Source organism: Sphingomonas sp. PP-F2F-A104-K0414 (assembly GCF_004340945.1).
Taxonomy (GTDB): domain Bacteria; phylum Pseudomonadota; class Alphaproteobacteria; order Sphingomonadales; family Sphingomonadaceae; genus Sphingomonas.
In genome coordinates, this window is sequence record NZ_SLYD01000001.1 from 782,765 (window position 1) to 808,649 (window position 25,885).

The 25,885-nt window shown below is 66.1% G+C and carries 27 protein-coding genes and 1 pseudogene; 8 read left to right on the forward strand and 20 right to left on the reverse strand.

Annotated features, from left to right (window positions below; genetic code table 11):
* Position 1 precedes the first annotated feature (1 nt).
* From ssb to C8J46_RS03460, 5 genes are all read right to left on the reverse strand, one after another.
* Positions 2-604, reverse strand: a complete 603-nt coding sequence (gene ssb, locus C8J46_RS03440) for a single-stranded DNA-binding protein (RefSeq protein ID WP_132735005.1) — start codon at positions 602-604, stop codon at positions 2-4.
* An 8-nt stretch (positions 605-612) separates the two neighbouring features.
* Complete coding sequence (locus tag C8J46_RS03445; protein ID WP_132735007.1) at positions 613-2,487, reverse strand: ferrous iron transporter B; 1,875 nt, start codon at positions 2,485-2,487, stop codon at positions 613-615.
* A gap of 9 nt (positions 2,488-2,496) precedes the next feature.
* Complete coding sequence (locus C8J46_RS03450; protein ID WP_055874807.1) at positions 2,497-2,772, reverse strand: FeoA family protein; 276 nt, start codon at positions 2,770-2,772, stop codon at positions 2,497-2,499.
* Positions 2,773-2,900: 128 nt separating this feature from the next.
* Positions 2,901-3,554, reverse strand: a complete 654-nt coding sequence (locus C8J46_RS03455; RefSeq protein WP_132735009.1) for a COQ9 family protein — start codon at positions 3,552-3,554, stop codon at positions 2,901-2,903.
* A complete protein-coding gene (locus C8J46_RS03460; protein WP_132735011.1) occupies positions 3,551-4,543 on the reverse strand; it encodes a DMT family transporter in 993 nt (330 codons plus the stop codon). The genes C8J46_RS03455 and C8J46_RS03460 overlap by 4 nt, the downstream gene beginning before the upstream one ends.
* A gap of 51 nt (positions 4,544-4,594) precedes the next feature.
* Between C8J46_RS03460 and C8J46_RS03465 the strand changes: the two genes are divergently transcribed.
* Positions 4,595-5,683: an alkene reductase gene (locus tag C8J46_RS03465; protein ID WP_132735013.1), complete on the forward strand. Its 1,089-nt coding sequence runs from the start codon at positions 4,595-4,597 to the stop codon at positions 5,681-5,683.
* A gap of 232 nt (positions 5,684-5,915) precedes the next feature.
* Positions 5,916-6,410 carry a hypothetical protein gene (locus C8J46_RS03470; protein ID WP_243643196.1) on the forward strand — a complete coding sequence of 165 codons (495 nt, stop codon included), beginning with the start codon at positions 5,916-5,918 and terminating at the stop codon, positions 6,408-6,410.
* Positions 6,411-6,416: 6 nt separating this feature from the next.
* On the opposite strand, the gene C8J46_RS03475 is transcribed toward C8J46_RS03470, so the two are convergent.
* The 10 genes from C8J46_RS03475 to gltX form a co-directional block, all read right to left on the reverse strand.
* Positions 6,417-6,791 carry a hypothetical protein gene (locus C8J46_RS03475; protein ID WP_132735015.1) on the reverse strand — a complete coding sequence of 125 codons (375 nt, stop codon included), beginning with the start codon at positions 6,789-6,791 and terminating at the stop codon, positions 6,417-6,419.
* Between the two features lie 48 nt (positions 6,792-6,839).
* Positions 6,840-7,655: a DUF1206 domain-containing protein gene (locus C8J46_RS03480; protein ID WP_132735017.1), complete on the reverse strand. Its 816-nt coding sequence runs from the start codon at positions 7,653-7,655 to the stop codon at positions 6,840-6,842.
* Positions 7,656-7,955: 300 nt separating this feature from the next.
* Entirely contained in the window at positions 7,956-8,156 is a 201-nt protein-coding gene (locus C8J46_RS03485) for a DUF4169 family protein (protein WP_132735019.1), read from the reverse strand.
* Positions 8,157-8,165: 9 nt separating this feature from the next.
* Positions 8,166-8,588 carry a 6,7-dimethyl-8-ribityllumazine synthase gene (gene ribH / locus C8J46_RS03490; RefSeq protein WP_132735021.1) on the reverse strand — a complete coding sequence of 141 codons (423 nt, stop codon included), beginning with the start codon at positions 8,586-8,588 and terminating at the stop codon, positions 8,166-8,168.
* Positions 8,588-9,742: a 3,4-dihydroxy-2-butanone-4-phosphate synthase gene (gene ribB, locus C8J46_RS03495; protein WP_132735023.1), complete on the reverse strand. Its 1,155-nt coding sequence runs from the start codon at positions 9,740-9,742 to the stop codon at positions 8,588-8,590. The genes ribH and ribB overlap by 1 nt, the downstream gene beginning before the upstream one ends.
* Positions 9,726-10,337 carry a riboflavin synthase gene (locus tag C8J46_RS03500; protein ID WP_132735025.1) on the reverse strand — a complete coding sequence of 204 codons (612 nt, stop codon included), beginning with the start codon at positions 10,335-10,337 and terminating at the stop codon, positions 9,726-9,728. The genes ribB and C8J46_RS03500 overlap by 17 nt, the downstream gene beginning before the upstream one ends.
* Positions 10,337-11,464 (reverse strand): bifunctional diaminohydroxyphosphoribosylaminopyrimidine deaminase/5-amino-6-(5-phosphoribosylamino)uracil reductase RibD, encoded by a 1,128-nt coding sequence (gene ribD / locus C8J46_RS03505; protein WP_132735027.1) that lies wholly within the window; start codon positions 11,462-11,464, stop codon positions 10,337-10,339. Before ribD ends, C8J46_RS03500 begins: the two co-directional genes overlap by 1 nt.
* 14 nt (positions 11,465-11,478) lie before the next feature.
* Positions 11,479-11,826: a hypothetical protein gene (locus C8J46_RS03510; protein WP_132735029.1), complete on the reverse strand. Its 348-nt coding sequence runs from the start codon at positions 11,824-11,826 to the stop codon at positions 11,479-11,481.
* 55 nt (positions 11,827-11,881) lie between these two features.
* The gene (locus C8J46_RS03515) at positions 11,882-12,547 is read right to left on the reverse strand and encodes a TonB family protein (protein ID WP_132735030.1); all 666 of its coding nucleotides are present in this window, start codon (positions 12,545-12,547) and stop codon (positions 11,882-11,884) included.
* 513 nt (positions 12,548-13,060) lie between these two features.
* Positions 13,061-14,386 carry a glutamate--tRNA ligase gene (gene gltX / locus C8J46_RS03520; RefSeq protein ID WP_132735032.1) on the reverse strand — a complete coding sequence of 442 codons (1,326 nt, stop codon included), beginning with the start codon at positions 14,384-14,386 and terminating at the stop codon, positions 13,061-13,063.
* A gap of 97 nt (positions 14,387-14,483) precedes the next feature.
* Between gltX and C8J46_RS03525 the strand changes: the two genes are divergently transcribed.
* Positions 14,484-15,422, forward strand: a complete 939-nt coding sequence (locus C8J46_RS03525; RefSeq protein WP_132735034.1) for a ribose-phosphate pyrophosphokinase — start codon at positions 14,484-14,486, stop codon at positions 15,420-15,422.
* Positions 15,423-15,630: 208 nt separating this feature from the next.
* On the opposite strand, the gene C8J46_RS03530 is transcribed toward C8J46_RS03525, so the two are convergent.
* Positions 15,631-15,960 carry a PilZ domain-containing protein gene (locus C8J46_RS03530; RefSeq protein WP_055874768.1) on the reverse strand — a complete coding sequence of 110 codons (330 nt, stop codon included), beginning with the start codon at positions 15,958-15,960 and terminating at the stop codon, positions 15,631-15,633.
* 44 nt (positions 15,961-16,004) lie between these two features.
* Positions 16,005-16,531 (reverse strand): annotated as a pseudogene (locus C8J46_RS03535) (beta-carotene hydroxylase).
* Positions 16,532-16,727: 196 nt separating this feature from the next.
* Between C8J46_RS03535 and sucC the strand changes: the two are divergent.
* The 4 genes from sucC to C8J46_RS03555 all read left to right on the forward strand — a co-directional run bounded on the left by sucC (position 16,728) and on the right by C8J46_RS03555 (position 21,038).
* Positions 16,728-17,942, forward strand: coding sequence for an ADP-forming succinate--CoA ligase subunit beta (gene sucC, locus C8J46_RS03540; RefSeq protein WP_132735036.1), 1,215 nt, complete (start codon positions 16,728-16,730; stop codon positions 17,940-17,942).
* A gap of 230 nt (positions 17,943-18,172) precedes the next feature.
* Positions 18,173-18,919, forward strand: a complete 747-nt coding sequence (locus tag C8J46_RS03545; RefSeq protein ID WP_056064107.1) for an electron transfer flavoprotein subunit beta/FixA family protein — start codon at positions 18,173-18,175, stop codon at positions 18,917-18,919.
* Positions 18,916-19,845 carry an electron transfer flavoprotein subunit alpha/FixB family protein gene (locus C8J46_RS03550; RefSeq protein ID WP_132735038.1) on the forward strand — a complete coding sequence of 310 codons (930 nt, stop codon included), beginning with the start codon at positions 18,916-18,918 and terminating at the stop codon, positions 19,843-19,845. The genes C8J46_RS03545 and C8J46_RS03550 overlap by 4 nt, the downstream gene beginning before the upstream one ends.
* A gap of 431 nt (positions 19,846-20,276) precedes the next feature.
* The gene (locus C8J46_RS03555) at positions 20,277-21,038 is read left to right on the forward strand and encodes an energy transducer TonB (RefSeq protein ID WP_132735040.1); all 762 of its coding nucleotides are present in this window, start codon (positions 20,277-20,279) and stop codon (positions 21,036-21,038) included.
* A gap of 3 nt (positions 21,039-21,041) precedes the next feature.
* Here C8J46_RS03555 and C8J46_RS03560 read toward each other — a convergent pair whose 3' ends face one another.
* On the reverse strand, positions 21,042-22,139 hold the full coding sequence (locus tag C8J46_RS03560; protein ID WP_243643197.1) for an acyltransferase: 1,098 nt from the start codon (positions 22,137-22,139) through the stop codon (positions 21,042-21,044).
* Positions 22,140-22,236: 97 nt separating this feature from the next.
* On the opposite strand from C8J46_RS03560, the gene C8J46_RS03565 reads away from it, so the two are divergent.
* Positions 22,237-23,466 carry a dipeptidase gene (locus tag C8J46_RS03565; protein ID WP_132735042.1) on the forward strand — a complete coding sequence of 410 codons (1,230 nt, stop codon included), beginning with the start codon at positions 22,237-22,239 and terminating at the stop codon, positions 23,464-23,466.
* 176 nt (positions 23,467-23,642) lie between these two features.
* Here the strand turns inward: C8J46_RS03565 and C8J46_RS03570 are convergent, their stop codons facing one another.
* Positions 23,643-24,875 (reverse strand): MFS transporter, encoded by a 1,233-nt coding sequence (locus C8J46_RS03570; RefSeq protein WP_243643198.1) that lies wholly within the window; start codon positions 24,873-24,875, stop codon positions 23,643-23,645.
* Complete coding sequence (locus tag C8J46_RS03575) at positions 24,865-25,869, reverse strand: histone deacetylase family protein (protein WP_132735044.1); 1,005 nt, start codon at positions 25,867-25,869, stop codon at positions 24,865-24,867. Before C8J46_RS03575 ends, C8J46_RS03570 begins: the two co-directional genes overlap by 11 nt.
* Positions 25,870-25,885: the final 16 nt, after the last annotated feature.

Here is a 25,885-nt window from a genome sequence, read left to right on the forward strand (position 1 = left end):
CTTAGAACGGCACGTCGTCGTCGAGATCGTCGGAGAAGCCGCCGGTCTGGCCGAAGCTGCCGCCGCGGGCGCCGCCACCGCTTCCGCTACCCGACGGTGCGCTGCCGCCGCGGCTGCCACCGCCACCACCGCCGTAACCGCCGCCGCCCGACGAGCCACCGCCGAAGTCGTTGCCGCCGCCACCGCCGGCCCAGTCGTCGCCACCGCCGCGGCTACCACCACCGCCGCCTGCACCACCGCCCGCGCCGCCGTTCGGACCGTCGAGCATCGTCAGCACGCTGTTGAAGCCCTGCAGCACGATCTCGGTCGAATACTTGTCCTGGCCCTGCGCGTCCTGCCACTTCCGCGTCTGGAGCGCGCCCTCGATATAGACCTTGGAGCCCTTGCGGAGATACTTCTCGGCGACGTTCGCGAGACCTTCGTTGAAGATCGCGACCGAATGCCATTCGGTCTTTTCCTTGCGCTCGCCCGACATCTTGTCCTTCCAGGACTCCGATGTCGCGATGCGCAGATTGACGACCTTGCCGCCGTTCTGGAACGCCTTGCTCTCTGGGTCGCGACCCAGATTGCCGACGATGATGACCTTGTTGACGCTGCCTGCCATGATGCCCCTCAGAGGCCGGCGAACACCGCCAGCCAGTATGTAATGCCAGCCATGATGTAGGCGGCGGCGAACAAATAGCCAACCATGAAGGCGGGCCATTTCCACCCATTGGTCTCGCGACGGGTGACGGCGATCGTCGAAATGCACTGCGGCGCGAACACGAACCACATCAGGAAGGCGAGCGCGGTCGGCAGGCTCCAGCGGCCGCGCAGGTTCTCGACCATCGCCTTGCCGCCCTGGTTGCTCTCGGGATCGTCGATCGCATAGACGGTGCCGATCGCCGCGACCGCGACTTCGCGTGCGGCCATCGCCGGGATCAGCGCGAGGACGATGTCGCGGTTGAAGCCGATCGGCGCGAAGATCGGCGCGATGCCGTTCGCAATGCGCCCGGCGACCGAATAATCGACCGCCGAGATCTTCGGCGCACCGGCGGGCTGTTCGGGTGGCTTGGGGAAGCTCAGCAGCACCCACAGGATGATCGTCGAGGTCAGGATGATCCCGCCGGCGCGCTTCAGGAAGATCTGCGCGCGGCTCCACAGGCCGATGCCGACGTCGCGCCACTGCGGCCACTGGTATTTCGGCATCTCCATCATGAAGCCCGACGACACGCCCTTGGTCACCGTCCGGCGCAGCACCAGCGCGGCGACGAACGCGCCGACGATGCCCATCACGTACAGCCCGAGCATGACAATGCCCTGGAGCCCCACGAACGGCAGGATCTTCGTGTTGGGAATGAACGCGCCGATAATCAGCGTGTAGACGGGCAGACGCGCGGAACACGTCATCAGCGGCGCGATCAGGATCGTGGTCAGCCGGTCCTTCTCGTCGTCGATCGTCCGCGTCGCCATGATCCCGGGGATCGCGCAGGCGAAGCTCGACAGCAGCGGGATGAACGCGCGGCCCGAGAGCCCGACGCTCGCCATCACCCGGTCCATCAGGAACGCCGCGCGGACCATATAACCGCTGGCCTCGAGCACGAGGATGAAGAGGAACAGGATCAGGATCTGCGGCAGGAACACGATCACCGCACCGACGCCTTTGATCACGCCATCGACCAGCAGCGAGCGGAGCAGCGAATCGGGCATTTCGGCGGTCAGGAACCCCTGCAACGCGGTGAAGCCCGCATCGATCGCGTCCATGAACGGCTGTGCCCAGCTGAACACCGCCTGGAACATCAGGAACATGATCGCGAGCAGCAGGATCGGCCCGGCGACGGGGTGCAGCGCGACCGCGTCGAGCATGTGCGTCCAGCGGCGGACCTGCGTCTCGGAGACGGTCGCGGAGGTGGCGATCTGGCGCGCGCGGCGCTGGAGCGTGACGATATCGTCCTGCACGCTGCCGTCCGACTTCCGCAGCCGCATCGGGCCGTTGACGACGATGCTGGAGAGAGCCGCCTTCAACTCGTCGAGCCCCCGCTTGCGCACCGCGACGGTCGGGATCACCGGCACGCCGAGTTCGCGTTCGAGAACCTTGGGATCGAGCTTCAGCCCGTCTCGCTCGGCGAGATCGACCATGTTGAGCGCGACGACGACCGGCAGGCCGAGCGCGATCAGCTGGAGCGTGAATCGCAGGTGATTGTCGAGATTGGCGGCGTCGACGACCACCACCAGCGCATCGGGAAGGCGCTCGCCGTCCTGCGTCCCGGTGACGACGTCGCGCGTGACGCGCTCGTCGGGGGAGGAGGGTTCGAGGCTATACGCGCCGGGCAGGTCGACCAGCTCTACGGGACGACCGTCGTCGAGCATCAGCCGCCCGACCTTCCGCTCGACCGTCACTCCCGGATAATTGCCGACCTTCTGCCGCGCACCGGTGAGCGCGTTGAACAGCGCGCTCTTGCCGGCATTGGGATTGCCGACCAGCGCAACCAGCGGTGCTGCGTTCATTCTAAAGGATTATTCGGCCGCGGCAGGCATGGGAGAAACCTGGATCGCGCCGGCGACGGCACGGCGCAGCGCGACCGTCATGCGACCGATCCGGCAGGCGATCGGGCCCTGGCCCAGCGTCGCGCGGTGCAGGACTTCGACATCGACGCCCTCGTCGAAGCCGAGTTCGCGCAGTCGCCGCGCTTCGGGCCCGGCAAGTCGCGCCCACTCGATTGCCGCAACAATCGCGTGCTGCTTGCGCGGCAGGGTTTCGAGGCTGACGGAACGATCGGGGCGAGTGTCCATGATGCGAGTGATTATCAGTAACGCTCGGGAAAGGGAAGCACTAACCGTCGTCGGTTACTACCGCCCCAACGTCTCGCCATCTGGGCGAAATTCAGGAGACAGAGTTACTTAGCGTATCATTGGCAGCTTCAGGCCGTCGGATAGCGAAGCCGGCCAACGAATCTCGACAGGCTGAAACCATGTTCGGTGCGCTTGAGGAATCCGGCCTTAGCCTTTTCGAACTGCATGATCCCGCCGATCCGGCGACCGAGAAACGCGCGCGTGTCGGCGAGGCCTTCGCTCTCGTCGTCGAGGAATACCGTGATCGTCGACGCGTACACGCCGAGAAGGATGGTCCGCTTGGTATAGTAATTATAATCCGTCGAGACGTCGCCGGCCGCACGCCAGATCGTATCGACCGTCCGCCAGCCAAGCCGCGTCGCCTTCGCCAGATTCTGCGGCAGCGCGAGGATCGCCAGCGCGCGCCGCAGCGACTCGCGATCGATCGAGGTGGCGTCGAGTCGCGCCTCGACCAATGCGGTGATCTTCTCGCGGATTTTCATCAGCGCCAACCGCTCGGGCGGCACTGCGGCGAGCATCACGCCGTCGATATGCGCGAACCACGCGTCGATCATGTCGACCGGGCCGTCCTTGAACGCCAGCGCGGCGATGTCGGTGTCGATCCCCTCGGCCTGTGCGGCCATGTCGCGCGCGGCGTCGCTCCAGCCGTCGAACGCCGCGTTGGCGGCGATGCCGGGCGCCAGCAGGGCGCGGATTTCGTCGAGCGTAAGGTCCTGGGTCATACCGTCTCCTGCCGTCCAAAATCAGGCGTATCAAGCGCGTCTTCAAGAGGTAATTCGGGGGGAGGGCCCTGACGCACGAGCACCAGCGCGACCGCGACCATCACGACGCCGACCAGATCCGCCGTCCCAAGCCGCTCGCCATACACCAGCCAGCCGACCAGCCCCGCCACCACCGGCTGGATCAGCAGCGCGATCCCGATCACCAGCGGCGTGAAACGGCCGAGCGCATAGATCATCAGCCCCTGGCCGAGCACCTGGCTGCACAAAGCGAGCCCGATCAGCGGCCCCCAGTGCGTCGGCAGCACGCGTTCGCCCATCGCCAGCGCGAACACCAGCAGCGGCACGATCCCCGCCAGCGTCGACAAGGTCAGCGCGGAAACCGGGGCGAGCGTCGCCCGGGCGCGCGCCATCAGGATGAAATAGACGGTGTAGAGCAGCCCCGCGAGCAGGCAGAACAGATCGCCCGCGAGGTTCTTCGCATCGAGCTGGTACGACCGCCCGAGCAGCAATGCGCCGCCTGCCGCCGCCAGCGCCAGCGCGAACCCTTGCGTCCGCGTCGGCCAGCTTCGTACGATCAGGAAGCCGTAGATCGGAAAGATCAGCGTCGCGACGTTGCCGAACAGCGTCGCGTTGGCGAGCGTCGTCCGCAGGATCCCGAGGTGCCAGGTACCGAGATCGGCCGCGAAGCAAACCCCGCCCGCGAGCAGCCCGGCCCATAATTTCCACCCGAGCCGCCTGGGTCGCGCGCCCTGCTGGACCGCGAGGACGACCAGGAACGGCACCGCGAGCGTCAGCCGCCAGAACCCCGCCGCCACCGGTCCGACCTCGGTCGCGCGGACGAACCACGGCCCGAATGCGAGTGCGACGTTCGCCACCACCAGCGCCGCGAACGCGATCAGGCCCGGCGCAGCGACACTGTTCGCCTCCGTCGTCAAACCGCGCGGCGTATCGGGCGCGCTAGATAATCTTTGCGGGTCGGGGCGATGCATGCCGCGCTGTAGCCTCCTATCTTCCCCCCGTCAGGCCAATAAGGAGCTTCCATGCCTAGCCTATTCGATCCGATTACCCTTGGCGCCGTCGACGCGCCGAACCGCATCATCATGGCGCCGCTCACGCGTGGGCGTGCCGACAAGGATGCCGTTCCGACCGACATGATGGTCGAGTATTATACGCAGCGGGCGAGCGCCGGCCTGATCATCTCGGAAGCCACCGGCATCAGCCGCGAAGGCCTCGGCTGGCCGTTCGCGCCGGGTCTGTGGACCGATGCGCAGGTTGCCGCCTGGAAGCCCGTCACCGACTCGGTCCACGCCGCCGGCGGCCGGATCGTCGCGCAGCTATGGCACATGGGTCGCCAGGGCCATTCGTCGGTGTACGAGACGCAGCCCGTGTCGTCGTCGGCAACCGCGACCGAAGGCCAGGCGCACACGTTCGAGGGCAAGAAGGATTTCGAGGTCGCGCGTCCGCTCGAGACCAACGAGATCCCGCGCCTGCTGGCCGACTACGAGCTGGCGACCAGGAACGCGCTCGCGGCAGGCTTTGACGGCGTGCAGATCCACGCGGCGAACGGTTATCTGATCGACCAGTTCCTGCGCGACAACGCGAACTTCCGCACCGACGAATATGGTGGCTCGATCGAGAACCGCGTCCGTCTGCTGCGCGAGGTCGCCGAGCGCGTCATCTCGGTCGCCGGCGCTGATCGCGTCAGCGTCCGCCTGTCGCCGAACGGCGATTCGCAGGGCGTTGACGACAGCAACCCCGAGGCGCTGTTCACCGCGGCCGCAAAGGCGTTGTCCGATCTCGGCATCGCGTTCCTCGAACTGCGCGAGCCTGGCCCCGACGGCACGTTCGGCAAGACCGATGTGCCAAAGCTCAGCCCGGCGATCCGGAAAGTGTTCAAGGGCGTGCTGATCGTGAACTCGGACTACGATACGCTGGAAAAGGCGCAGGCTGAGCTCGACACGGGTGATGCCGATGCGATCAGCTTCGGTCGTCCGTTCATCGCGAACCCCGACTTGCCCGAGCGTTTGCGCACCGGCGCGCCGCTCGCAAAGGACGATGCGAAGACGTGGTACAGCCAGGGTCCCGAGGGCTATATCGACTACCCCGCGCTCGAGACTGCGAACGCCTGACGACGGGCGACGCTCGATCCTCCCCCGCAAGGGGGAGGTGGCAGGCGCCAGCCTGACGGAGGGGGAGGCCCGCGCAAACCGTCGTTCCGTGTCCTCCCCCTCCGTCACCTTCGGCGACACATCCCCCTGGCGGGGGAGGATCGTGAGGGACGACCCCCTAGTCACCCGCGCCACCATCGCCTAGCAGCGCGCCTCCGCGTCGTACGGCGCACCGGTGACGACAGGATGCGTAATGAGCGACGGCTGGCCGAGCGGCGGCAGGGGAACGGGGCCGCTCATGCCCGGCACCGCCGACCGTGCCGCAAAGCGCGCGGAGGAGCGTGCCGACGGCCGCGAGCAGCGCGCGAAGGAGCGGCTTGCCGCGTCCGAACAGCGATCCGAATCGCGTGCTGCACAACGTGACCTCCAGTCCCAGGAGCGCGAACGCGCCCGCGAAAGCCGGCGGATCGAGGAGGATCAGCGGATCAAAGCGCGGCTCGATGCGCCGCCGACCAACGACGTCGAGGCGCTGAAGATCTCCAAACGCCGCCGTTCGGGCGCGCTCGCGCGTAGTGGCGCGGAGTCAAAGACCGACCGCGACACGCGCAGCTACAAGACGATCGTAGATACTGCCAGAATCCGCACGCTCGCCGATCGTGGCGCGTCCTTGTCGGGGCTTGCCGGCGCATTCGGCATCACGATCGAAGAGGTCGAGGCGGCGTTGCTCGAGACCGCACCGCAGGACTGAAGCCCGTCAGGCGGCGTGGCTATCACCCGCAAGCCAGGCCTTTGCCTCGTCGATGTCGAGGAAGGTCCGGCAGTTCTCGGCTTTCAGATAGCGTTCGGTCTGGAGCTTGGCCAAATGCGACGCCACCACTGCCGCGATCGGCGCGGACGTCACCTTGAGCGCCTTGGGCATCATCGCTTCGAGCGCATCGACCACCTTCAACGGCTGGATCGCCGCCTTGCGCAGGTCGGCGAGCACGACGAACCGGCCGTGATACAGGCGGGCAGCCGTACCCCGCGCCAGTAGTTCGGCGGAGAACGCCGCGGTCGTCGCGAGCGACCAGAACCCCTCGGTGACGATGGTGAGCGTCTTGGTCGGAACGTCGAAGGCGATCGTGTACATACTGATCTTCGTTAAGCGCCGCATCTTAACGATATGCTGTCGTTCGGTTTAGTCGGTGCCCGGCAGGTCGACGTGAAGCCGGCGAAAGCGCGCCTCGACCAAGCTGTATGCGCCGAACAGCGCCAGCCCGATCCCGGTCAGCATGAGCAGCCATTTGCCGCCCGGTTGTGATTGCAGCCGTTCCAGTGCTTCAGCCACCCCGCCTGCGTCGCTGGCGTGCGCGGTCCACGCCGCAAGGGCGAACAGCCCGGCAACGATCAGGAACACGAGCGCGCGCGCGCCGTAGCCGATCCGGCCCATCGTGCAGACATAGCCGGGGGCAGGGGCATCGCCGCGCAGGTCGTGGATGAAGTCGCCGCGCCACGCCTTCTGCGCCTGCTGGAATGCGGCGACGAGGATCCCGATCGCGACCGCGCCGACCAGGAGGCGTCCGGCGGGCTGGTCGAGCAACAACGCGGTCCAGTCGCGCGCACTCTCGTCGCCGGGCGAGACGGCGATCTTGCCCTTGCCCAGATCGAGTGCGAGCCGGGTCGCAGTCCAGGCGAGTATCAAGTGCGCGATGCCGCTGACAACATGGCCGATCCGCCTGAGACTTCCCTTGGCATCGCGGGTGATCTGCTCCGGGTTCGCTGCGGCTTCGGTCAGCCGCCAGATCGCGTAGCCGAGCAGCCCCGCCGCGACGATCGCCAGCAGTACGGGGCCGAGCGGCCCGCCTGCCATCGACCCGATCGCGCCTTGGTTGTCGGCAATCTCGCCGCCGTGCAGCGCTGCATCAACCGCGAACCAGCCGACAAGGATGTACACCACCCCGCGCGCGGCAAAGCCGAGCTTGGCGAGCAGCGTCGCATTCGCATCCGAAATCATGATGGCCCCTTTGTTACGGGGGCATAACGGCGCGGCGGTCGCGACGTTCCTGTGGAGGGGCGGCGAAGAGTGTGGCTGTTGGCTGCTATCCTAAGATTTGTCTCTCCGCGAAAGCGGAGATCCAGACTGGGCTCCCGCCTTCGCGGGAGAACAAGGAAGGGCATCGTGCCGCACGACGCCACTCAAACGATCCTCCCCCTGGCGGGGGAGGATCGCAGACGCGGCGTTCGCGAAGAGAATTACGAGGGACAACGCTGAGTACCACGCTCATCGTTCGTAAGGGGAAGGGTGACGTTGAGGTTATTCCGGAGGTTTGTCGGGTGCGGGGCTTTCTAGCTTTGCACCATCCAGCGTCCTGTCCATCCGAGCCTTCACAGCCGCTTCCGCTGCCTTCTCCGCGGTCGTCCGTCCAAACACCCGCCGGTTCTGGTTCGCGCGCACCGCAGCCGCGGCCCGTGCCCGCTGCTTCCGCGCAAGCCGCAGGTTGATCACCTCACCCACGCGCGCATCTCACGCGATGAACCGGTCCTTCAACGCCAGCATCGCCAGCGCCGCATTGGCCGCACCACCACCCTTGTCGCCCTCGGTCGGACGCGCACGCGTGAGCGCCTGCGCCTCGTTCTCGGTCGTCAGGATGCCGTTGCCGACGGCCAAGCCGTCCATCGTCAGCTGCATGATCCCGCGTGCGCTCTCGCCCGCGACAATCTCGAAATGATAGGTCTCGCCGCGGATCACGACGCCCAGCGCGACATAGGCGTCGAACGTCTCGCTCTCAGCCGCCAGCGCGATCGCGCCGGGGACTTCGAGCGCACCGGGGACGGTGATCGTCTCGTGCGTGTGGCCGGCGACTTCGATCGCTGCCTTCGCACCCTCGACCAGCAGGTCGTTGAGGTGATCGTAGAACCGGGCTTCGACGATGAGGAGATGCGCCATCAGTTGTTCTTTTCCGTGTTCAGGGACGCGATCGGGCGCTCGCCGACGATCGACAGCCCATAGCCGTCGAGCCCGACCAGCGTGTGATGCGTGTTGGTGATCAGCACCATGTCGTGGACGCCGAGCTCGGTCAGGATCATCGCGCCGACGCCGTAGTCGCGCAGTTCCTCCATGTCCGGGGTGATCTCCGCACCCGCCTTCTTCATCACCGCGGAGGTGAAGGTATTGCTGCGCGGACGGTTGATCACGACGATCACGCCGGTGCCTTCGTCGGCAATCATCTGCATCGAGCGCGCGAGGATACGGCCACGATCGCCCGATTCGCCGAAGATGTCCGCGAACGGCGACAGCGCATGCATGCGGACGAGCGTCGGCTTGGCGGGGTCGATCTTGCCCTTCACCAGCGCGACCTGCTCGGTGCCGGTGGCCTTGTTCCAGAATGTCAGCGCGCTCCAGTCGCCGCCCCATTCGGAGGTGAACTTCGCTTCGGCGCGCTTCTCGACGAGGTGATCGTGGCGGCGGCGATAGGCGATCAGGTCGCGGATCGTGCCGATCTTGACGTTGTGGAACTGCGCGAAGGTGACGAGGTCGTCCATCCGCGCCATCGTGCCGTCCTCGTTCATGATCTCGCAGATCACACCCGAGGGGTTGAGCCCGGCGAGCCGTGCGACGTCGACCGCCGCCTCGGTATGGCCGGCGCGGATCAGCACGCCGCCATCGCGCGCGACCAGCGGGAAGACATGGCCGGGGGTGACGATATCCGGCTTGCCCTTGGTCGCATCGACCGCGACCGCGATCGTGCGCGCACGGTCGGCGGCCGAGATGCCCGTCGTGACGCCTTCGAGCGCTTCGATCGAGACGGTGAACGCGGTCTCGTGCCGCGTCCCGTTGTTGCGGCTCATCAGCTCGAGCCCAAGCTCCTCGGTCCGCTCCCTCGTCAGCGCGAGGCAGATCAGCCCGCGACCGAACTTCGCCATGAAGTTGATCTTCTCAGGGGTCGCCATCTGCGCTGGGATGACGAGGTCGCCCTCGTTCTCGCGATCCTCGTCGTCGACCAGGATGAACATCCGGCCGTTGCGCGCCTCGTCGATGATCTCTTCGGGGCTGGAGAGATACCCATGCTTCAGACGGGCGAGTTCAGCGGGCAGCGGCACGGTAATGCTCCATTCTTTGGAGGTAGCGGGCGAGGACGTCGATCTCGATGTTGACCGACTGTTCCACGTGGATCGTCCCGAGCGTAGTGACGCTCCAGGTATGCGGGATGATGTTGAGGCCGAACTCGACCTCTCCATCGATGTCCTGAACGGTGTTCACGGTGAGCGAGACGCCGTCGACGGTGACCGAACCCTTGGGCGCGATGAATGGCGCGATGTCTGCGCCGGCGCGGATCGTGACGCGGTGCGAGCCGCCTTCCTCCGCGAGCGCGACGACGGTGCCGAGGCCGTCGACATGGCCCGTGACGATATGGCCGCCGAGCTCGTCGCCGAGCTTCATCGCGCGTTCTAGGTTGAACTTGCGGCCCTCGGTCCATTGGTCCTTGGCGGTACGGCTGATCGTCTCTCCGGAGACGTCGACGGCGAACCAATTGGGGCCTTTATCGACGACGGTCAGGCAGACGCCCGAGCAGGAGATCGACGCGCCGAGATCGACGGTGGCGGTATCATAGGCGGTCGCGACGACGACGCGCGTATCGCCTGGTGACTCCACGCGCGTAACGGTGCCTATATCGGTGACGATTCCGGTGAACATTATGCCTCGTTTCGTTCGCGCTCGTAGACCTCGAGCCTGTCCATGCCAAGTTGCCGCGCATCGACGACCGCCCAGCGACCATGCGCTTCGGTCAGGTCGGTGAGGCCGATGTCGCGGAGTGCGTGCTTGCTGCCGCCGATCAGGATCGGTGCACGGTAGAGCAGGATACGGTCGACCAAGTCCGCGGACAGGAACGCCGACGCTACGGCCGCGCCGCCTTCGACGAGGATGTGGTCGATGTTGGGCAGGGTGGCGATGTCCGAAGGGGAGGGGATGACGGTCCAATTTGCGTGGCCATCTGCTCCAACTCCTCGCTCCACGATCATTCCGTCTGCAATCGTTATTTTGTCACCCGCCCCAATTCCGTCACCCCAGCTAAAGCTGGGGTCTCCCCGTGAGGCTCCGTCGTGGCCGGCAACGGGGATATTCCAGCTTTCGCTGGAATGACGGGGGGAGGGGAAAACGGTAAGCGTGGTCGACAGTAGTATGCGCTTCGGCGCGCGCTCTTCCAAGCCCGGCAACCGCACGTCGAGTCGCGGTGCGTCTGTCTCATACGTCCCACGTCCAACGAGGATCGCTTCGTGCCGACTCCGCTCGAGATGGGCGTGTGCCCGCGCCTGCGGACCGGTGATCCAGCGACTCGATCCGTCCGCCATCGCGATACAGCCGTCGAGCGAGGTGGCCAGCTTCAAGGTGACATGGGGGCGGCCGAGTGCCTGCCGCGTCAGGAACCCCGCCATCGAACGACGGGCCTCGTCCGAGCGAATGCCGCGCGTGACGATGATGCCTGCCGCGTGAAGCCGCGCGAACCCCTGGCCGGCCGTTCGAGCGTCGAGATCCTCAAGCGCTGCGACCACGCGCGCCACACCCGACTCGATCAGAAGCTCGCTGCAGGCCGGCCCGCGTGACGATTGATGCGCGCAGGGCTCGAGCGTGACGTAAGCCGTGGCCCCCTGTGCTTTCGCACCGGCCTCGGCCAGCGCCATTGCCTCGGCATGCGGACGACCACCCGGCTGCGTCCAGCCGCGTCCAACGACGCGCCCGTCGCGCGCGATCACGCAGCCGACATTGGGGTTGGGCGCCGTCCTGCCGCGACCGCGCTCGGCGAGCGCCAGTGCAGCCCCCATCCAGCGCGAGTCGGTCAGATTCCCATCGCCTTGAGCTTGTCGTCGAGTCGCTTGAACGAGGCGCGCTGCGCATCCTCGCGGGCCTTCTGCTCGGCGAGCGCCTTGGCCTTGATCGGCGCGTCGATCTTTTGCTGCGCAACGATCTGCGCGTCTGTGCGATCCGCGGGCCATTGCTCGACATAGATGATCTTCGGGCGATATTCCTTCTCGACGTACGAATCCTTCATGAACGCGTAGATCAGGAAGCTGGTGACGCCGAGCGCGGCCACGAGAAAGATGAGTTCGTACGGCCGGCGCTGGCTGAGGAAAAGCCGCAGGTCGCGATAGGCGACGATCGGCGTGAAGCGACTGAAAAAGCCCATGCGCGCCAAGATAGGGGGACGGAGCCGGCTAGGCCAGCCCCGCGCCCCTTAAGCTTTAGTTCTGGAGGACAAACGTCAGCGCCATCGATCGCCATGCCTCGACCGGAACGCCGTCGCGAGTCGCGGGCTTGAACCGCCACTTGGCCAGCGCCCGGTCCAGCGTCGCGCGGTAGAACGCGTCGGTGGTCGCGCTGACCCGCTCGACCTGCTTCACGCGGCCGTCGGTGCCGACGAGCACGCGCACGACGACACGACCCTCGCGTTCGGCGCGGCGCTCCTCCGACGGATAGCTCGGCTGGAAGTCGGCGGCATAGCGTGGATCGATGCCGGACTGGACGAACACCGGTGCGAGCTTTGGCGGATCGACCGTGACGGTGCCTGTTCCGGTGCCTTCGATGCCGATCGGCGGCGTGTAGGGGAGCGGATCGGGGGCGACCGTGAAGCCGTCGGGTTGCGGTATCTGCACTATTGTGATCGGCGCATCAGGACGTGGGGCGGGACGCGGTTGCTGGCGGATCGGCGGGTCGGCGGGCGGCACCGGTTCGGGTGGCGGCGGCGGAGTGTACGGCACATAGGTTATGAGCGGTTTGTCGGGCACGAACGGCAGCACGTTAGGCGCCGCGAAGAACAAGGCTCCGATCACCGCGCAGTTGATAGTCAGCGCGACGCCGAGGCTCCCGGGATTGAATCCGCCCGTCCGGTTTGGTCGATCCGCGTACATGGTCCGTCTCCCCTGATTCTCCTTGAGGATGGCGGCGAGATAGGTACCGCCGTTTGGGATGGTACATCATTACATTTCAGAGGCAAGGGGGTTGGGGGGGGCGAGGCGGGTGCTTTCGAATCGGCGTCTGATCGGCGCCAGTGACGTCCGCGACACGACGGACACGACGGACACGACGGACAGGTCTGACGTGCGGGCTCGGCCAGTTGGGCAGCACCTATCGTCGATACATCCACCACCCCGGCGGAGGCCGGGGCCCAGTTGGGGGACGTTGCTAACTGAAGCCGGCGCTTCGTTACTGCGACCTTTCCAACTGGGCCCCGGCCTTCGCCGGGGTGGTGCTTGGGAAGGGGTGGGGCTTCCCTATCGCGACGAGGGATGATCCGATTCGCTCGGATCGACCGCCGGCCCGCCCCTTCTTGTTCTCCCGCGAAGGCGGGAGCCCAGACTGGACTCCCGCCTTCGCGGGAGAACATGCTTTTTACGGGTCGAACTTTGTCGGTGACCGCGAGATCACCGCGCTGCGAGTCGCTCCAAAGCCCGCTCGCGCCCGATCAACGGCAGCAAGGCCGCCATGTCCGGCCCATGATCGCGCCCGGTCAGCGCACGGCGCAACGGCAGGAACAGCGCCTTGCCCTTCCGCTCGGTCTCCGCCTTCAGCCGCGCAGTCAGCGCGTGCCAAGGGTCGCTCGACCAATCGATCTCCCCCGCCGCTGTCAGCGCCTGATCGAGATACTCGGCCTCCACGTCGCCCTCGACCACGATCGGTCCCTCGATCACCCTCCACCAATCCGCCGCATCCGCCAGCGTCACGAGGTTCGGCCGCACCGCCTCCCAGGCCGCCACATCCATCCCCTCGGGCAACCGCTCAGCCACCGCTTCGAACGGCAGCGCGTGTAAAATCCGCGCGTTCAGCGCCGACAACTCCGCTTCGTCGAACCGCGCCGGCGCGCGCCCAAACCGTGCGAAGTCGAACCCCGCGATCAGCGGCGCGGCGTCGGCGATCGGTTCGACCGGATCGCTCGTCCCGATCCGGGCCAGCAGCGCGCGCACCGCCTGGGGCTCGATCCCGACCTCGCGGAAATGATCGACGCCGAGCGACCCGAGCCGCTTCGACAGCTTGCCCTCCGCACCTGTCAGCAACGCCTCATGCGCAAACCGTGGGGGCCTGACACCGAGCGCGGCGAACATCTGCAATTGGAGCGCGGTGTTCGACACGTGATCCTCGCCGCGCACGACGTGCGTCACGCCCATCTCGGCATCGTCGATCGCCGAGGGCAGCATATACAGCCAGGACCCATCCGCGCGCCGGATGACCGGATCGCTCATCGTCTTCGCCTCGAAATGCGCCACGCCGCGGATCAAATCGTCCCACGCGATCGCCGAGTCGTAATCGAGCTTGAACCGCCAGTGCGGTTTCACGCCGTCCGCCTCCAGCTTAGCGCGGGCCTCCTCGGTCAACGCCAACGCTGCGCGATCGTAGATCGGCGGCAACCCGCGCCCGGCCTGGATTTTCCGCTTCAGGTCGAGCTCCTGCGTCGTCTCGTACGCCGGATACACATGCCCGCTCGCGACCAGGTCCGCGAACCGCGCCTCGTACAACGCGAACCGTGCAGACTGCCGCTCCTCCGCATGGGGCGTCATCCCGAGCCAGTCGAGATCGGCGCGGATCGCATCGACGAAACGCTCTTCGCTGCGTTCCGGATCGGTATCGTCGATCCTGAGCACGAACTTGCCGCCATTGGCCCGCGCGAACATCCAGTTGTGGAGCGCGGTGCGGATGTTGCCGACGTGCAGCCGGCCGGTGGGCGAGGGAGCGAAACGGGTGATTACGGTCATGTGGCTGCTGTACGGAGCGGCGCGGCGACGGGCAAACCCTTCCACCAACGGGAAGCTGCGCCTAAGGGGTGCGGAATATCGAGCGGGAAATAGCTTCATGAAACTGATGACCGGCAATTCGAACCTGCCGCTGGCGCAGGAAATCTCCGCCTATCTCGAGATTCCGCTGACCGACGTCAGCGTGCGGCGGTTCGCGGACGAGGAGGTCTTCGTCGAAATCAACGAGAATGTCCGCGGCGAGGACGTGTTCGTGATCCAGTCCACCGGATATCCCGCCAACGACAATCTCATGGAATTGCTGATCATGATCGACGCGCTGAAGCGTGCGTCGGCGCGCCGCATCACCGCGGTGATCCCGTACATGGGCTATGCGCGGCAGGACCGGAAGCCGGGCCCGCGCACGCCGATCTCGGCCAAGCTGGTCGCGAACCTGATCACCGTCGCCGGCGCGAACCGCGTGCTATCGGTCGATTTGCATGCCGGCCAGATCCAGGGCTTCTTCGATATCCCGACCGACAATCTCTATGCCGCACCGGTGATGTCGGCGGATATTCTTGCGCGGTTCAAGGGCAAGAATTTGATGGTCGTGTCGCCCGACGTCGGCGGCGTGGTCCGTGCGCGCGTGCTCGCCAAGCGACTCGATAACGCGCCGCTCGCGATCGTCGACAAGCGCCGCGAGCGTGCGGGTGAGTCGGAGGTGATGAACATCATCGGCGAGGTCGAGGGGCGGTTCTGCATCCTGATCGACGATATCGTCGATTCGGCGGGCACGCTCTGCAATGCGGCGGCGGCGTTGAAGGAAGCGGGCGCGGAGGACGTCGTAGCCTACGTGACGCACGGCGTGCTGTCGGGCGGGGCGGTGGCACGAGTCGAGGGCTCGGAGCTGCGCGAATTGGTGATCACCGACTCGATCGGCAACCACGACGTCATCAAGGGCGCACACGGCAAGATCCGCCACTTGCAGATCGCGCCTCTGCTGGGCGAGGCGATCAAGCGGATCGCGGATGAGACGAGCGTGTCGAGTTTGTTCGACTGAAGACGGACGCAGGCGCGGCAACGTCCGCGCCGGTGCTCGATAGCGAGCAGCGTCCGGATCGGCCGGCGGTTCGGGAACACCGAACCGACCGACGTCGGTTTTGTTGACGTCCCTCGCGGTTTTCCTGCGAACGCAGGAATCCAGGTTAACCAAAGGCGGGGCTACGTAATCCTGGGCTCCTGCGTCAGCAGGAGAACAAGCTGGCGTTCTATCGCTGGCTCAGCGCCACGATGTGATCGAACACCGCAGGATGCAGCGGCTTGGCGAATGCGCAGCCGTATTTGAACTTATCACGCCATGCGACCACCGCTTCGAGTGCCGCCAGACCCGGCAGCGTTAGCCACACCACGGTCCCCGGCCACAGCGTAAAGCTCGTTTCCGCACGAAAGCCCGAGAGCGACAGGTCGGTGACCTCGATTTCGAATCGCGTCTGGCCCCGATCGCGCAGGTGCGCGCGCATCTTGACGGCCTTGCGTAGCGCCTGGCGGAGTTCCTCGCCCTTCGGTTCGGCGGGAGGGATGGGGACGGGCTGTGTCATGTCCGGGACACTGCTCCCCAAGTGGTTACCAATCTCCAAACGCCCTACGATTCGGCAGCTTGATGTAGCAGCACGCGCTTTACCGGGGCGCGGATGCCCGCGCGTGACCGACGCTTGAGTTCGGCCTTCAAATCTTCTGGCTTGGGTGCAACCAAGAAGCCGAAGCTGACATTGCCCTCTTTCGTCTCGACGACGTGGTGCAGCCGGTGCGCCTGAACGATCCGCTTCATGTATTTCGACTTGGGCAGATATCGGGTCGGGATGCGCTGGTGCACGATGATGTCGTGGAACCCGAAATAGATCGCGCCATACGCCGCGATTCCCGCGCCGATCCACGCGAACCCCGGCCACCAGCCGAGCTGCACGCCGCCGAGCAGCAGCACGAACGACGGCACCGCGAAGATCGCCGCGTAGAGGTCGTTCAATTCCCAATTGCCATGGCGCGCACGGTGGTGGCTTTCATGCAGGAACCAGCCGAAGCCATGCATCACCCAGCGGTGCGCGGCATAGGCGAACGCCTCCATGCCGATCACGGTCCGAGGAACAGCAGGATGCCGAGCCAGATCGCCATGCCCTGCATATAGGGGCGGTAAGGCGCGACGGCGAAAGGCGAATTGTCCCAAGAAAACCAGATCAACTCAGCCCGATACGCGTCTATTGAGAACGAGACGCAAGTGCATATGCCTTAAGGGTGGATTTGCTGGCCGCCCTGTGCTTTACGCCCAACCAATTCCCGAGTTTCCTAAAAATTGCGTGGAGCCTTCCCGATGAACATCCATGAATACCAGGCCAAGGAACTGCTGGCCAAGTTCGGCGTCCCCGTGCCTGCCGGTTTCGCGGCACTGACCGTCGAGGAGGCTGTCGAGGCCTCGAAGAAGCTTCCCGGACCGCTCTATGTCGTCAAGGCGCAGATCCACGCCGGCGGCCGCGGCAAGGGCAAGTTCGTCGAACTGGGTCCCGATGCCAAGGGCGGCGTCCGCCTCGCTAAGACCGAGGACGAGGTTCGCGCGGCGGCGACCGACATGCTCGGCAATACGCTCGTCACCATCCAGACGGGTGATGCGGGCAAGCAGGTCAACCGCCTGTACGTCACCGACGGCGTTGACATCGACAAGGAATTCTACCTCGCGCTGACGCTCAACCGCACCACCGGCCGGGTGATGATGGTAGTCTCGACCGAAGGCGGCATGGACATCGAGGCAGTCGCGCACGACACGCCCGAGAAGATCCAGTCGATCGACATCGACCAGGCGACAGGCTTCATGCCGCACCACGGCCGCGCCGTCGCTGCCGCGCTGAAGCTGACCGGCGATCTCGCCAAGCAGGCCGCGAACACCGCGTCGAAGCTGTATGACGCGTTCATGGGCACCGATGCCGAGCAGATCGAGATCAACCCGCTCGCGGTCACCAAGGATACCGGTTCGGGGGCAAAGCTGATGGTGCTCGACGCGAAGGTTGCGTTCGACGGCAACGCGCTGTTCCGCCACAAGGATCTGCTCGAACTGCGCGACGAGACCGAGGAAGATCCCGCCGAGCTCGAAGCGTCGAAGTACGACCTCGCCTACATCAAGCTCGATGGCGACATCGGCTGCATGGTCAACGGCGCCGGTCTGGCGATGGCGACGATGGACATCATCAAGCTCAACGGCATGTTCCCGGCCAACTTCCTCGACGTCGGCGGCGGCGCCAATAAGGAGAAGGTGACGGCGGCGTTCAAGATCATCCTCGCGGATCCGAACGTGAAGGGCATCCTGGTCAACATCTTCGGCGGCATCATGAAGTGCGACATCATCGCCGACGGCATCGTCGCCGCAGCGAAGGAAGTGAACCTCTCGGTGCCGCTCGTCGTCCGCCTCGAGGGCACGAATGTCGAGAAGGGCAAGGAGATCCTCGCGAACTCCGGCCTCGCGATCGTTCCGGCGAACGACCTTGGCGATGCAGCCAAGAAGATCGTCGCAGAGGTGCAGAAGGTCGCGGCCTAACCGCTACCAACTGCATACTGATTGTGCGAAATTGGGGCCTGGACGGAAACGTCCGGGCCCTTTTTCGTTGGTATCACGACTGGTCGGACAGGTGGATCGGCGTGACGCTACGGCATGGTGATGTTCCATACCGCACTTGCGAAAACGACGTAAAACAGCCATCTGTCGCGCCAACGCCGCCGGGTAACGCCGTCAGCGAACGAACTATATCCACCTTGGAAGGAATCCCGATGAAGGTGCTGGTGCCGGTCAAGCGCGTGCTTGACTACAACGTGAAGCCCCGCGTGAAGGCGGACGGAACGGGCGTCGATCTGGCGAACGTCAAGATGAGCATGAACCCGTTCGACGAGATCGCGGTCGAAGAGGCCATCCGCCTCAAGGACAAGGGCGTGACCGAGATCGTCGTCGTCTCGATCGGCGAGCAGAAGAGCCAGGAAACGTTGCGGACCGCGCTCGCAATGGGTGCCGATCGTGCGATCCTCGTCGTCAGCGAGACCAAGGTCGAGCCGCTCGGCGTCGCGAAGATCCTCGCCAAGATCGTCGAGGAAGAGAAGCCCGACCTCGTCATCCTCGGCAAGCAGGCGATCGACGACGACAACAACCAGACCGGACAGATGCTCGCCGGCCTCCTGAACTGGGGCCAGGGCACGTTCGCGTCGAAGGTCGAGATCGCCGACGGTTCGGTCAACGTGACTCGCGAAGTCGATGGCGGCGCGGAGACGGACACGCTCAAGCTGCCCGCGATCATCACCACCGATCTTCGCCTCAACGAGCCGCGCTATGCCTCGCTGCCGAACATCATGAAGGCGAAGTCGAAGCCGATGGCGCAGAAGACGCCGGCCGATTTCGGCGTCGACGTGACGCCGCGCCTGACCACGCTGAAGGTGGTCGAGCCCGCCAAGCGCTCGGCCGGGATCAAGGTCGCCGATGTCGACGCGCTGGTCGGCAAGCTCAAGGAAATGGGAGTCGCCAAGTGAAGACGCTCGTCTGGGTCGAACATGACGGTCAGGCCGTCAAGGATGCCACGCTGTCGGCGGTGACTGCCGCATCGCAGCTCGGCGAAGTCCATCTGCTGGTTGTCGGCCAAGGCGTCGACGGCGTCGCTGCCGAAGCCGCCAAGATCGCCGGCGTCGGCAAGGTGCACGTCGCCGACGATGCGGCGTTCGCGCATGCGCTTGCCGAGAACGTCGCGCCGCTGATCGTCGAGCTGATGGGCACCCACGATGCTTTCGTCGCGCCGTCGACCACGCACGGCAAGAACATCGCGCCCCGCGTGGCTGCATTGCTCGACGTCATGCAGATCAGCGACATTCTGTCGGTCGAGAGCGAAGACACGTTCACGCGGCCGATCTATGCGGGCAACGCCATTGCAACCGTCCAGTCGACCGACGCGAAGAAGGTCATCACGGTCCGCGGCACGGCGTTCGCCAAGGCCGCGACCGAGGGTGGCTCGGCCGAGATCGAGGCAGTCGCATCGACCGGCGACAAGGGTCTGTCGACCTTCGCCGGCTCGGAGATCGCCAAGAACGAGCGTCCCGAGCTGACCAGCGCGAAGATCATCGTCTCGGGCGGCCGTGCGCTCGCCTCGAGCGACCAGTTCCACGCGATCATCGATCCGCTGGCCGACAAGCTCGGTGCCGGCGTGGGTGCCTCACGCGCTGCGGTCGACGCAGGCTATGCGCCGAACGATTATCAGGTCGGCCAGACCGGCAAGATCGTCGCGCCGGAAGTGTATGTCGCGGTCGGTATCTCCGGCGCGATCCAGCATCTCGCGGGGATGAAGGACTCGAAGGTCATCATCGCGATCAACAAGGACGAGGACGCTCCGATCTTCCAGGTCGCGGACATCGGCTTGGTCGGCGATCTGTTCAAGATCGTGCCGGAGTTGACGGCGAAGCTGTAGGCAACGCCGCTGCGCAAGGCGAAGCCAAGCGCAACAGCAAACCCGGCCGGCGGCGCTCAAGCGCCGACCGACGACGCGGGATTTACTCCCGCGGCGCGTGCCAGAAACGGGCGGTGTGACTTGGTCGCGCTGCCCGTTCTAGTGTCTGCCGAACGTACAGGTCTGCGGATCTCGAACCGATACGCGACAAACTGAGGTCTATTCGCACGCAAGCGAGCATCACCCCGGCGGAGGCCGGGGCCCAGTTGGGCGACGTCGCTCATGGAGCGTAGTGCTTCGTTACAGCAACCTTTCCATCTGGACCCCGGCCTGCGCCGGGGAGGTGCATCTGTCGAAGCGGGATCAGTACCGAATACGTCCGGAACACCGAGATCGTTCTCGCGCCGTCACGCCCAGTTGCCGCCCCCCACACGCCTCCCCAATTACCCAGCATGTACGGCGTCCACTCGAACTCGCGCGACCGCCTGATATCCGCCGCCAGCGCCGCGATGCTCTGCGCCGTCATCGGCTATGCGCTGATCCTCGGTCTCGGCGTCAGCATCCCCACTGCTATCCCAGACGCGCTAAAGACCTTTTCGGTCGGCCCGAAACCCCCTCCACCGCCGCCGCCTGAAAAGATCATCCCCCGCCCCGCGAAAAGCCATCGCCCCGAAGGCGCAGCGTCCCCTGCGAACCTGCGCTCGAAGGCGACCGAACTCGTCATCCCCAAACCGATCATCCCCCCGATCGTCCCGCCACCGCCGGTCATCGCTGCTCTAAAACCCGGCCCCGGCAGCGACCCCACGACCGGCGCCGCGCCAGTCCCCGGACCGGGCACAGGCGCGGGTGGTGAGGGGAACGGCACCGGCAGCAGTCGCTCCGGGAATGGCGACGGCGACGGTGGCGACGAAACCCCGCCCCGTCTCCTGAAAGGCCGCTTCAAGAACAAGGACTTTCCCAATGCCGAGGCGGTGATCGGTGCGGGCGGGATCGTCGGCGTGCGCTACACGGTCGAAACCGACGGACAAGTCACGCACTGCATGGTCACGCGCTCCAGCGGAAACGACGTGCTCGACGCCACCACCTGCCGCCTGATCGAGCTCCGCTTCCGCTACCGCCCCTGGCTCGACGCCACCGGCCGCCCGGTCCGCTCGACCGTCGTCCACAACCAGGAATGGGTGAACCAGCTCGGTCCGCCGTCACGCAGTAACTGAAGCCTACCGCCCCAGCCGCCCCCCACTGAGCACCCGCGCGACCGCCGGCGAGAGCGTCATCAGGCCCCGCCCAAGGGCAACCGTCGCCCCGAGCACCAGCAACGGCTGGACCAGCAGATACGCCGGATACAGCGCCGCCCCCAGCGGACCGGTCGCCAGCCCGATCACTGGCCCGAACAGCCACAACAGCACCAGGTGATCGCAGAATGCGAGAAATCCATAGCGCTCGATCTCACGCAGTCGCTCCGCGACGCCACTTCCCGCCAGCGCCCAGGCGACCCGCCAGAACAGCACCGCCGACGCCAATCGAAACAGTATGTCGAACGCCGCCATCACATGCGGATGCGCGTCGAAGAAGACGTTCCCCAGCCACGCCGTCCACAGCCGCGGCGCGATCAGCGCCACGAACGGCAGCGCGCAGAGGACGACAGGCCACCCCGCCACCTTCTCTGCCACGCCAAGCCGCCGCGCGGCGATCCCCGCGGTAAAGAACAGCAGGATCTGCGGCCGCAACAGCAGCGGGACATGCACCCCGGACACACTCCATACGACCACGATCAGGGCTACCATCGCCAGCCACGCGCTCGACGCGCGCACCAGCAGCGGGGCGAGCATCATGCACACGAAAAGATCGCGTAAGAACGGCATCTGCACGTTGATGTCGTTGGCGTGGACGAGCGGCACGAGTTCGTTCAGCGTCCAGCCGATGCTTGACGGCGTCGGTGCCTTCAGCTCGCCGAACGTTGCCGCGGCCCCGACCAGCACAATCGCGATCGCATTCCACAGGACCATCGGGAGCAGGATCGTCCGCGCCTTGCCGAGCAGGAACGGGCCGTAACTTCGGCGCGTCGCGGTCGAGACCACCAGCCAGCCCGAGATCATGCCGAGCAGCGGCACCGCGCTGCGCCCGAACATCTCGCTCAGCACGGTACGGAGAACCGCCTGCCAACTGAACGCGACCGCCGCCAGCTCTTCCGCGGTCCGCCCGGTCCAGGCGTGGACATAGACGATCCCCATGATCCCGGTCAGCCGCGCGATCGCGATCGCGGTGGAGAGGCGGCTGTCCGCCCCGCGCGCCGTTCCGGCCGTTCCCGTGTCCAATTACGCCCCTCCGTCTGCGTCCGGCGAGCGCCTTACCCGGCTTGTCGCACGCGAACAGCTCCTTCAGGATGAAGCGGACGCTATTGGGGACCAAGACATGATCGCCGCATTCCTGTTGCTGGCCGTGCAGGCTAGCCCGGACGCTGCCGTATCACGGCGAGTCGAACGCCTGCTGGAGCGGAGTCCGGTGATCGACGGGCATAACGACCTCGCCTGGGAGATCCGCGATCTGCACGACGCGAAGGTCGAGGCGGTCGATCTTTCGGTCGACACCGCACGGCTGCCGAACCCGTTGCAGACCGACATTCCCCGTCTGCGCAAAGGTCATGTCGGCGGTCAGTTCTGGTCGGTCTACATTCCCGCCGACGCGCCGCGCGCGGTCGAGATGACGCTGGAGGAAATCGATATCGTCCGCCGCTTCGTCGCAGCGAACCCGGCGACGTTCGAACTCGCCACCACTGCCGCGGATATCCGACGGATCGAGAAGGCGGGGCGCATCGCGTCGCTGATCGGCGTCGAGGGCGGGCACCAGATCGACGGGCGGCTGTCGGTGCTGCGTCAGTATCGCGCGCTTGGCGTCGCGTACATGACGCTGACGCACGGCAAGAGCCTGAACTGGGCGGACAGCTCGACCGACGCACCGCGCGCCAACGGGCTCAGCGATTTCGGGCGGCAGGTGGTCGCGGAGATGAACCGGATCGGGATGATCGTCGACGTCAGCCACGTCTCGGACGCGACGATGGCCGCGGCCTTGGCCGCGACCAAGGCGCCGGTGATCGCCTCGCACTCCAGCGCGCGCGCGATCGCCGACGCGCCGCGCAACATTCCCGACGTTCTATTGCGTGCGATCGGCGCGAACGGCGGCATGGTGATGGTGAACTTCTACCCGTCGTTCCTGTCGGCCGAATGGCGCGCCTGGGATGTCGCGCGCTCGGCCTATGCGAAGTCGGTCGGCGTGCCGGCAGGGGTCTATGGCGCCAAATCGCCAGCGCCGCTGGTGGCGTGGGACGCCGCGCATCCCGAGCCTCAGGTCACCGCCGCGACGGTCGCCGATCATGTCGAGCATATCGCGAAGATCGCGGGTCACGATCATGTCGGGATCGGCGGCGACTTCGACGGGATCCAAGGGACCGGGCCGATCGCGATGAAGGGCGTCGACGGCTACCCGCTGCTGTTCGCGGAACTGGCGCGGCGGGGCTGGAGCGACGGCGATCTGGCGAAACTGTCCGGCGGCAACGTCCTCCGCGTCATGGAGCGGGTCGAAGCGGTCGCGAAGGGGATGGTGGGTATGCCGCCGGTCGATGCGACGGACGTGGCGTCGCGGTAGAAGGGCGAGTGCTCGTTGCTCGAGTTTCGACCAAACCCGCCAGATCCCGTCACCCCAGCGAAAGCTGGGGTATTCCTCCGTATCAGATGACGTGGCTCAAACGATGATATCCCAGCTTTCGCTGGGATGACGGAATGGTCGGGATGACGGATGGAGGAATGACGGATGGAGAGATGTCACGGATCCGGCATCCGCTGCGCCGCAGGAGGCTCCACCACGAGCGGCGGCACCGTGCGCAGCACCAGCCCGATCACCAACGCTGCCACGCCGAGCAACAGGCAGAACGCCGTCACCCCCGGCCATCCGGCATGCGTCCAGGCGAAGCCGCCGGCCGATCCCAGTACGCTCGACCCCATATAATAGAAGAAAAGATAGAACGCCGCCGCCTGCCCGCGCGAACCCTGCGCGCGCCTGCCGACCCAGGCGCTTGCGATCGAATGCGCGCCGAAGAAGCCGACCGTCACGACCGCGATCCCCGCGATCACCAGCACGAGCGGCGTCATCGCGGTCAGTGCGACGCCGGCGATCAGCAGGACGACGGGGATCCAGAAAACCTTCCGCCGCCCGAGTCGTCCGGCGAGCGTCCCGAACTTCGCCGAACTCACCGATCCCAGCACGTACAGCAGGAACACGCCGCCGACCGCCGCCTGGCTGAGGCTGTAAGGCGGGCTCATCAGCCGGAAGCCCGCATAGTTATAGATCGTGACGAACACGCCCATCAGCAGGAACGCCTCGAGATACAGCAAAGGCATCGCGCGATCGGTGAACAGCGACCCGGCACTGCGCAATAACGCGCCCGGTCGTCCCACGCTCGGCGTGAAATTGCGCGAGAGCGGCGCGAGCCGGCGAAACGCCTCCGCCATCGCGAGGCCTGCGACGCCGACCGCGGCGAGCGCCCAGCGCCAGCCTTCGAGATCGGCGACGATGCTGACGACCAGCCGCCCGGCCATCCCGCCGAGCGCGCTGCCCGCGATATACAGCCCCATCGCCGCACCGACCGAGCCCGCATCAACCTCCTCTGCGACATAGGCCATCGCCACCGCCGGCACGCCTGCGAGCGCAACACCAGTCAGGAAGCGCAACACGAGCAACCCGCTCCACCCCGGCACAACCGCCGCCGCCAGCGTCAGCGCCCCCGCCGCGAACATCGCCGCGATCATCAGCGGACGCCGGCCGACGCGGTCGGACACGAACCCGGCAAACAGGATGCCGATCGCCAAGGGCCCGGTCGCCAATGACACCGCGAGCGACGCGCCCTCGGCGGTCAGCCTGAACTGCGCGGCGAAAAGCGGCAGCAATGGCTGCACCGAATACAGCAGCGAGAAGGTCGAGAACCCCGCGAACAACATCGCCAGCGTCAGCCGACGGTAGGCGGGCGTGCCCAGCGCAATCGGCGCTTCAGAAGCCACGCAGGAAACTCGCGACGTTGTGGCCGAGCGCGTCGACTGCGTATCCGCCTTCCATGACGATGACGGTCGGCCACCCGCGGGCCGCGATGTCAGCGGCTAACACCGCATAGTCGGGCGTGGTCAGCTTGAAATGCGAGATCGGATCGCCCTCCCACGTGTCCGCGCCGAAGCTGACGACGAGCAGGCCGGGATCGAACGCGGCGATCGCGTCGAGCGCTGTGGTCTGCGCGGCCCGGAACGCGTCGATTTGCGTGCCGTGCGGGAGGGGCACGTTCAGCGTCGTACCAAGTCCGTTGGCTTCGCCGGTTTCCTCTGCGTGGCCCCAGTAAAAGGGATAGTCGGTCTTCGGATCGGCATGGACCGAGGCGTAGAACACGTCGCCTCTCGTGTAGAAGATATCCTGCGTGCCGTTGCCGTGGTGATAGTCGATATCGAGGATCGCGACGCGGTCGACACCGGCGTCGCGTGCGGCCTGCGCGGCGATCGCGGCGGTGTTGAGGTGGCAGTATCCACCGCAATAGTCTGCGCCCGCGTGATGGCCGGGCGGGCGGCAGAGTGCGAACGCGGTGCGGTCGCCGTCGAGGACCGCGTGCGTCGCGGCGAGCGCGGACTGGGCGCTGCCATAGGAGGCGGCCCAGGTCTGCGGCGTGATCGGCGTGGTCGCGTCGAAGCTATGCGCGCCGATGAGCGCGTCGATGCGGGTGAGGTCGAGCGGCCGGCGACCACGGATCGGGAAGGTGTAGGGGATCGCGTCGCCCTCGCGTCCGGCTTCGCGCCACAGTCGCGCCGCGTCCTTTAGGAACGCGACGTATGGCGCGGGGTGGACGGCTAGGATCGGCGCCTCGCCGCGATCTTCCGGCGCCTCGACCGGACCGAGCGCGCGCAGGATCGCATCGACGCGCGCGGGAGCCTCCGCATAGGCCGTGAATGCGCCGTTGTGCAGTTCCCAGACTGGTGCGTGGGTCCGCTGGGACTCGTCGAAGAACAGTCGCATCGTTGCTCCTTGGTGA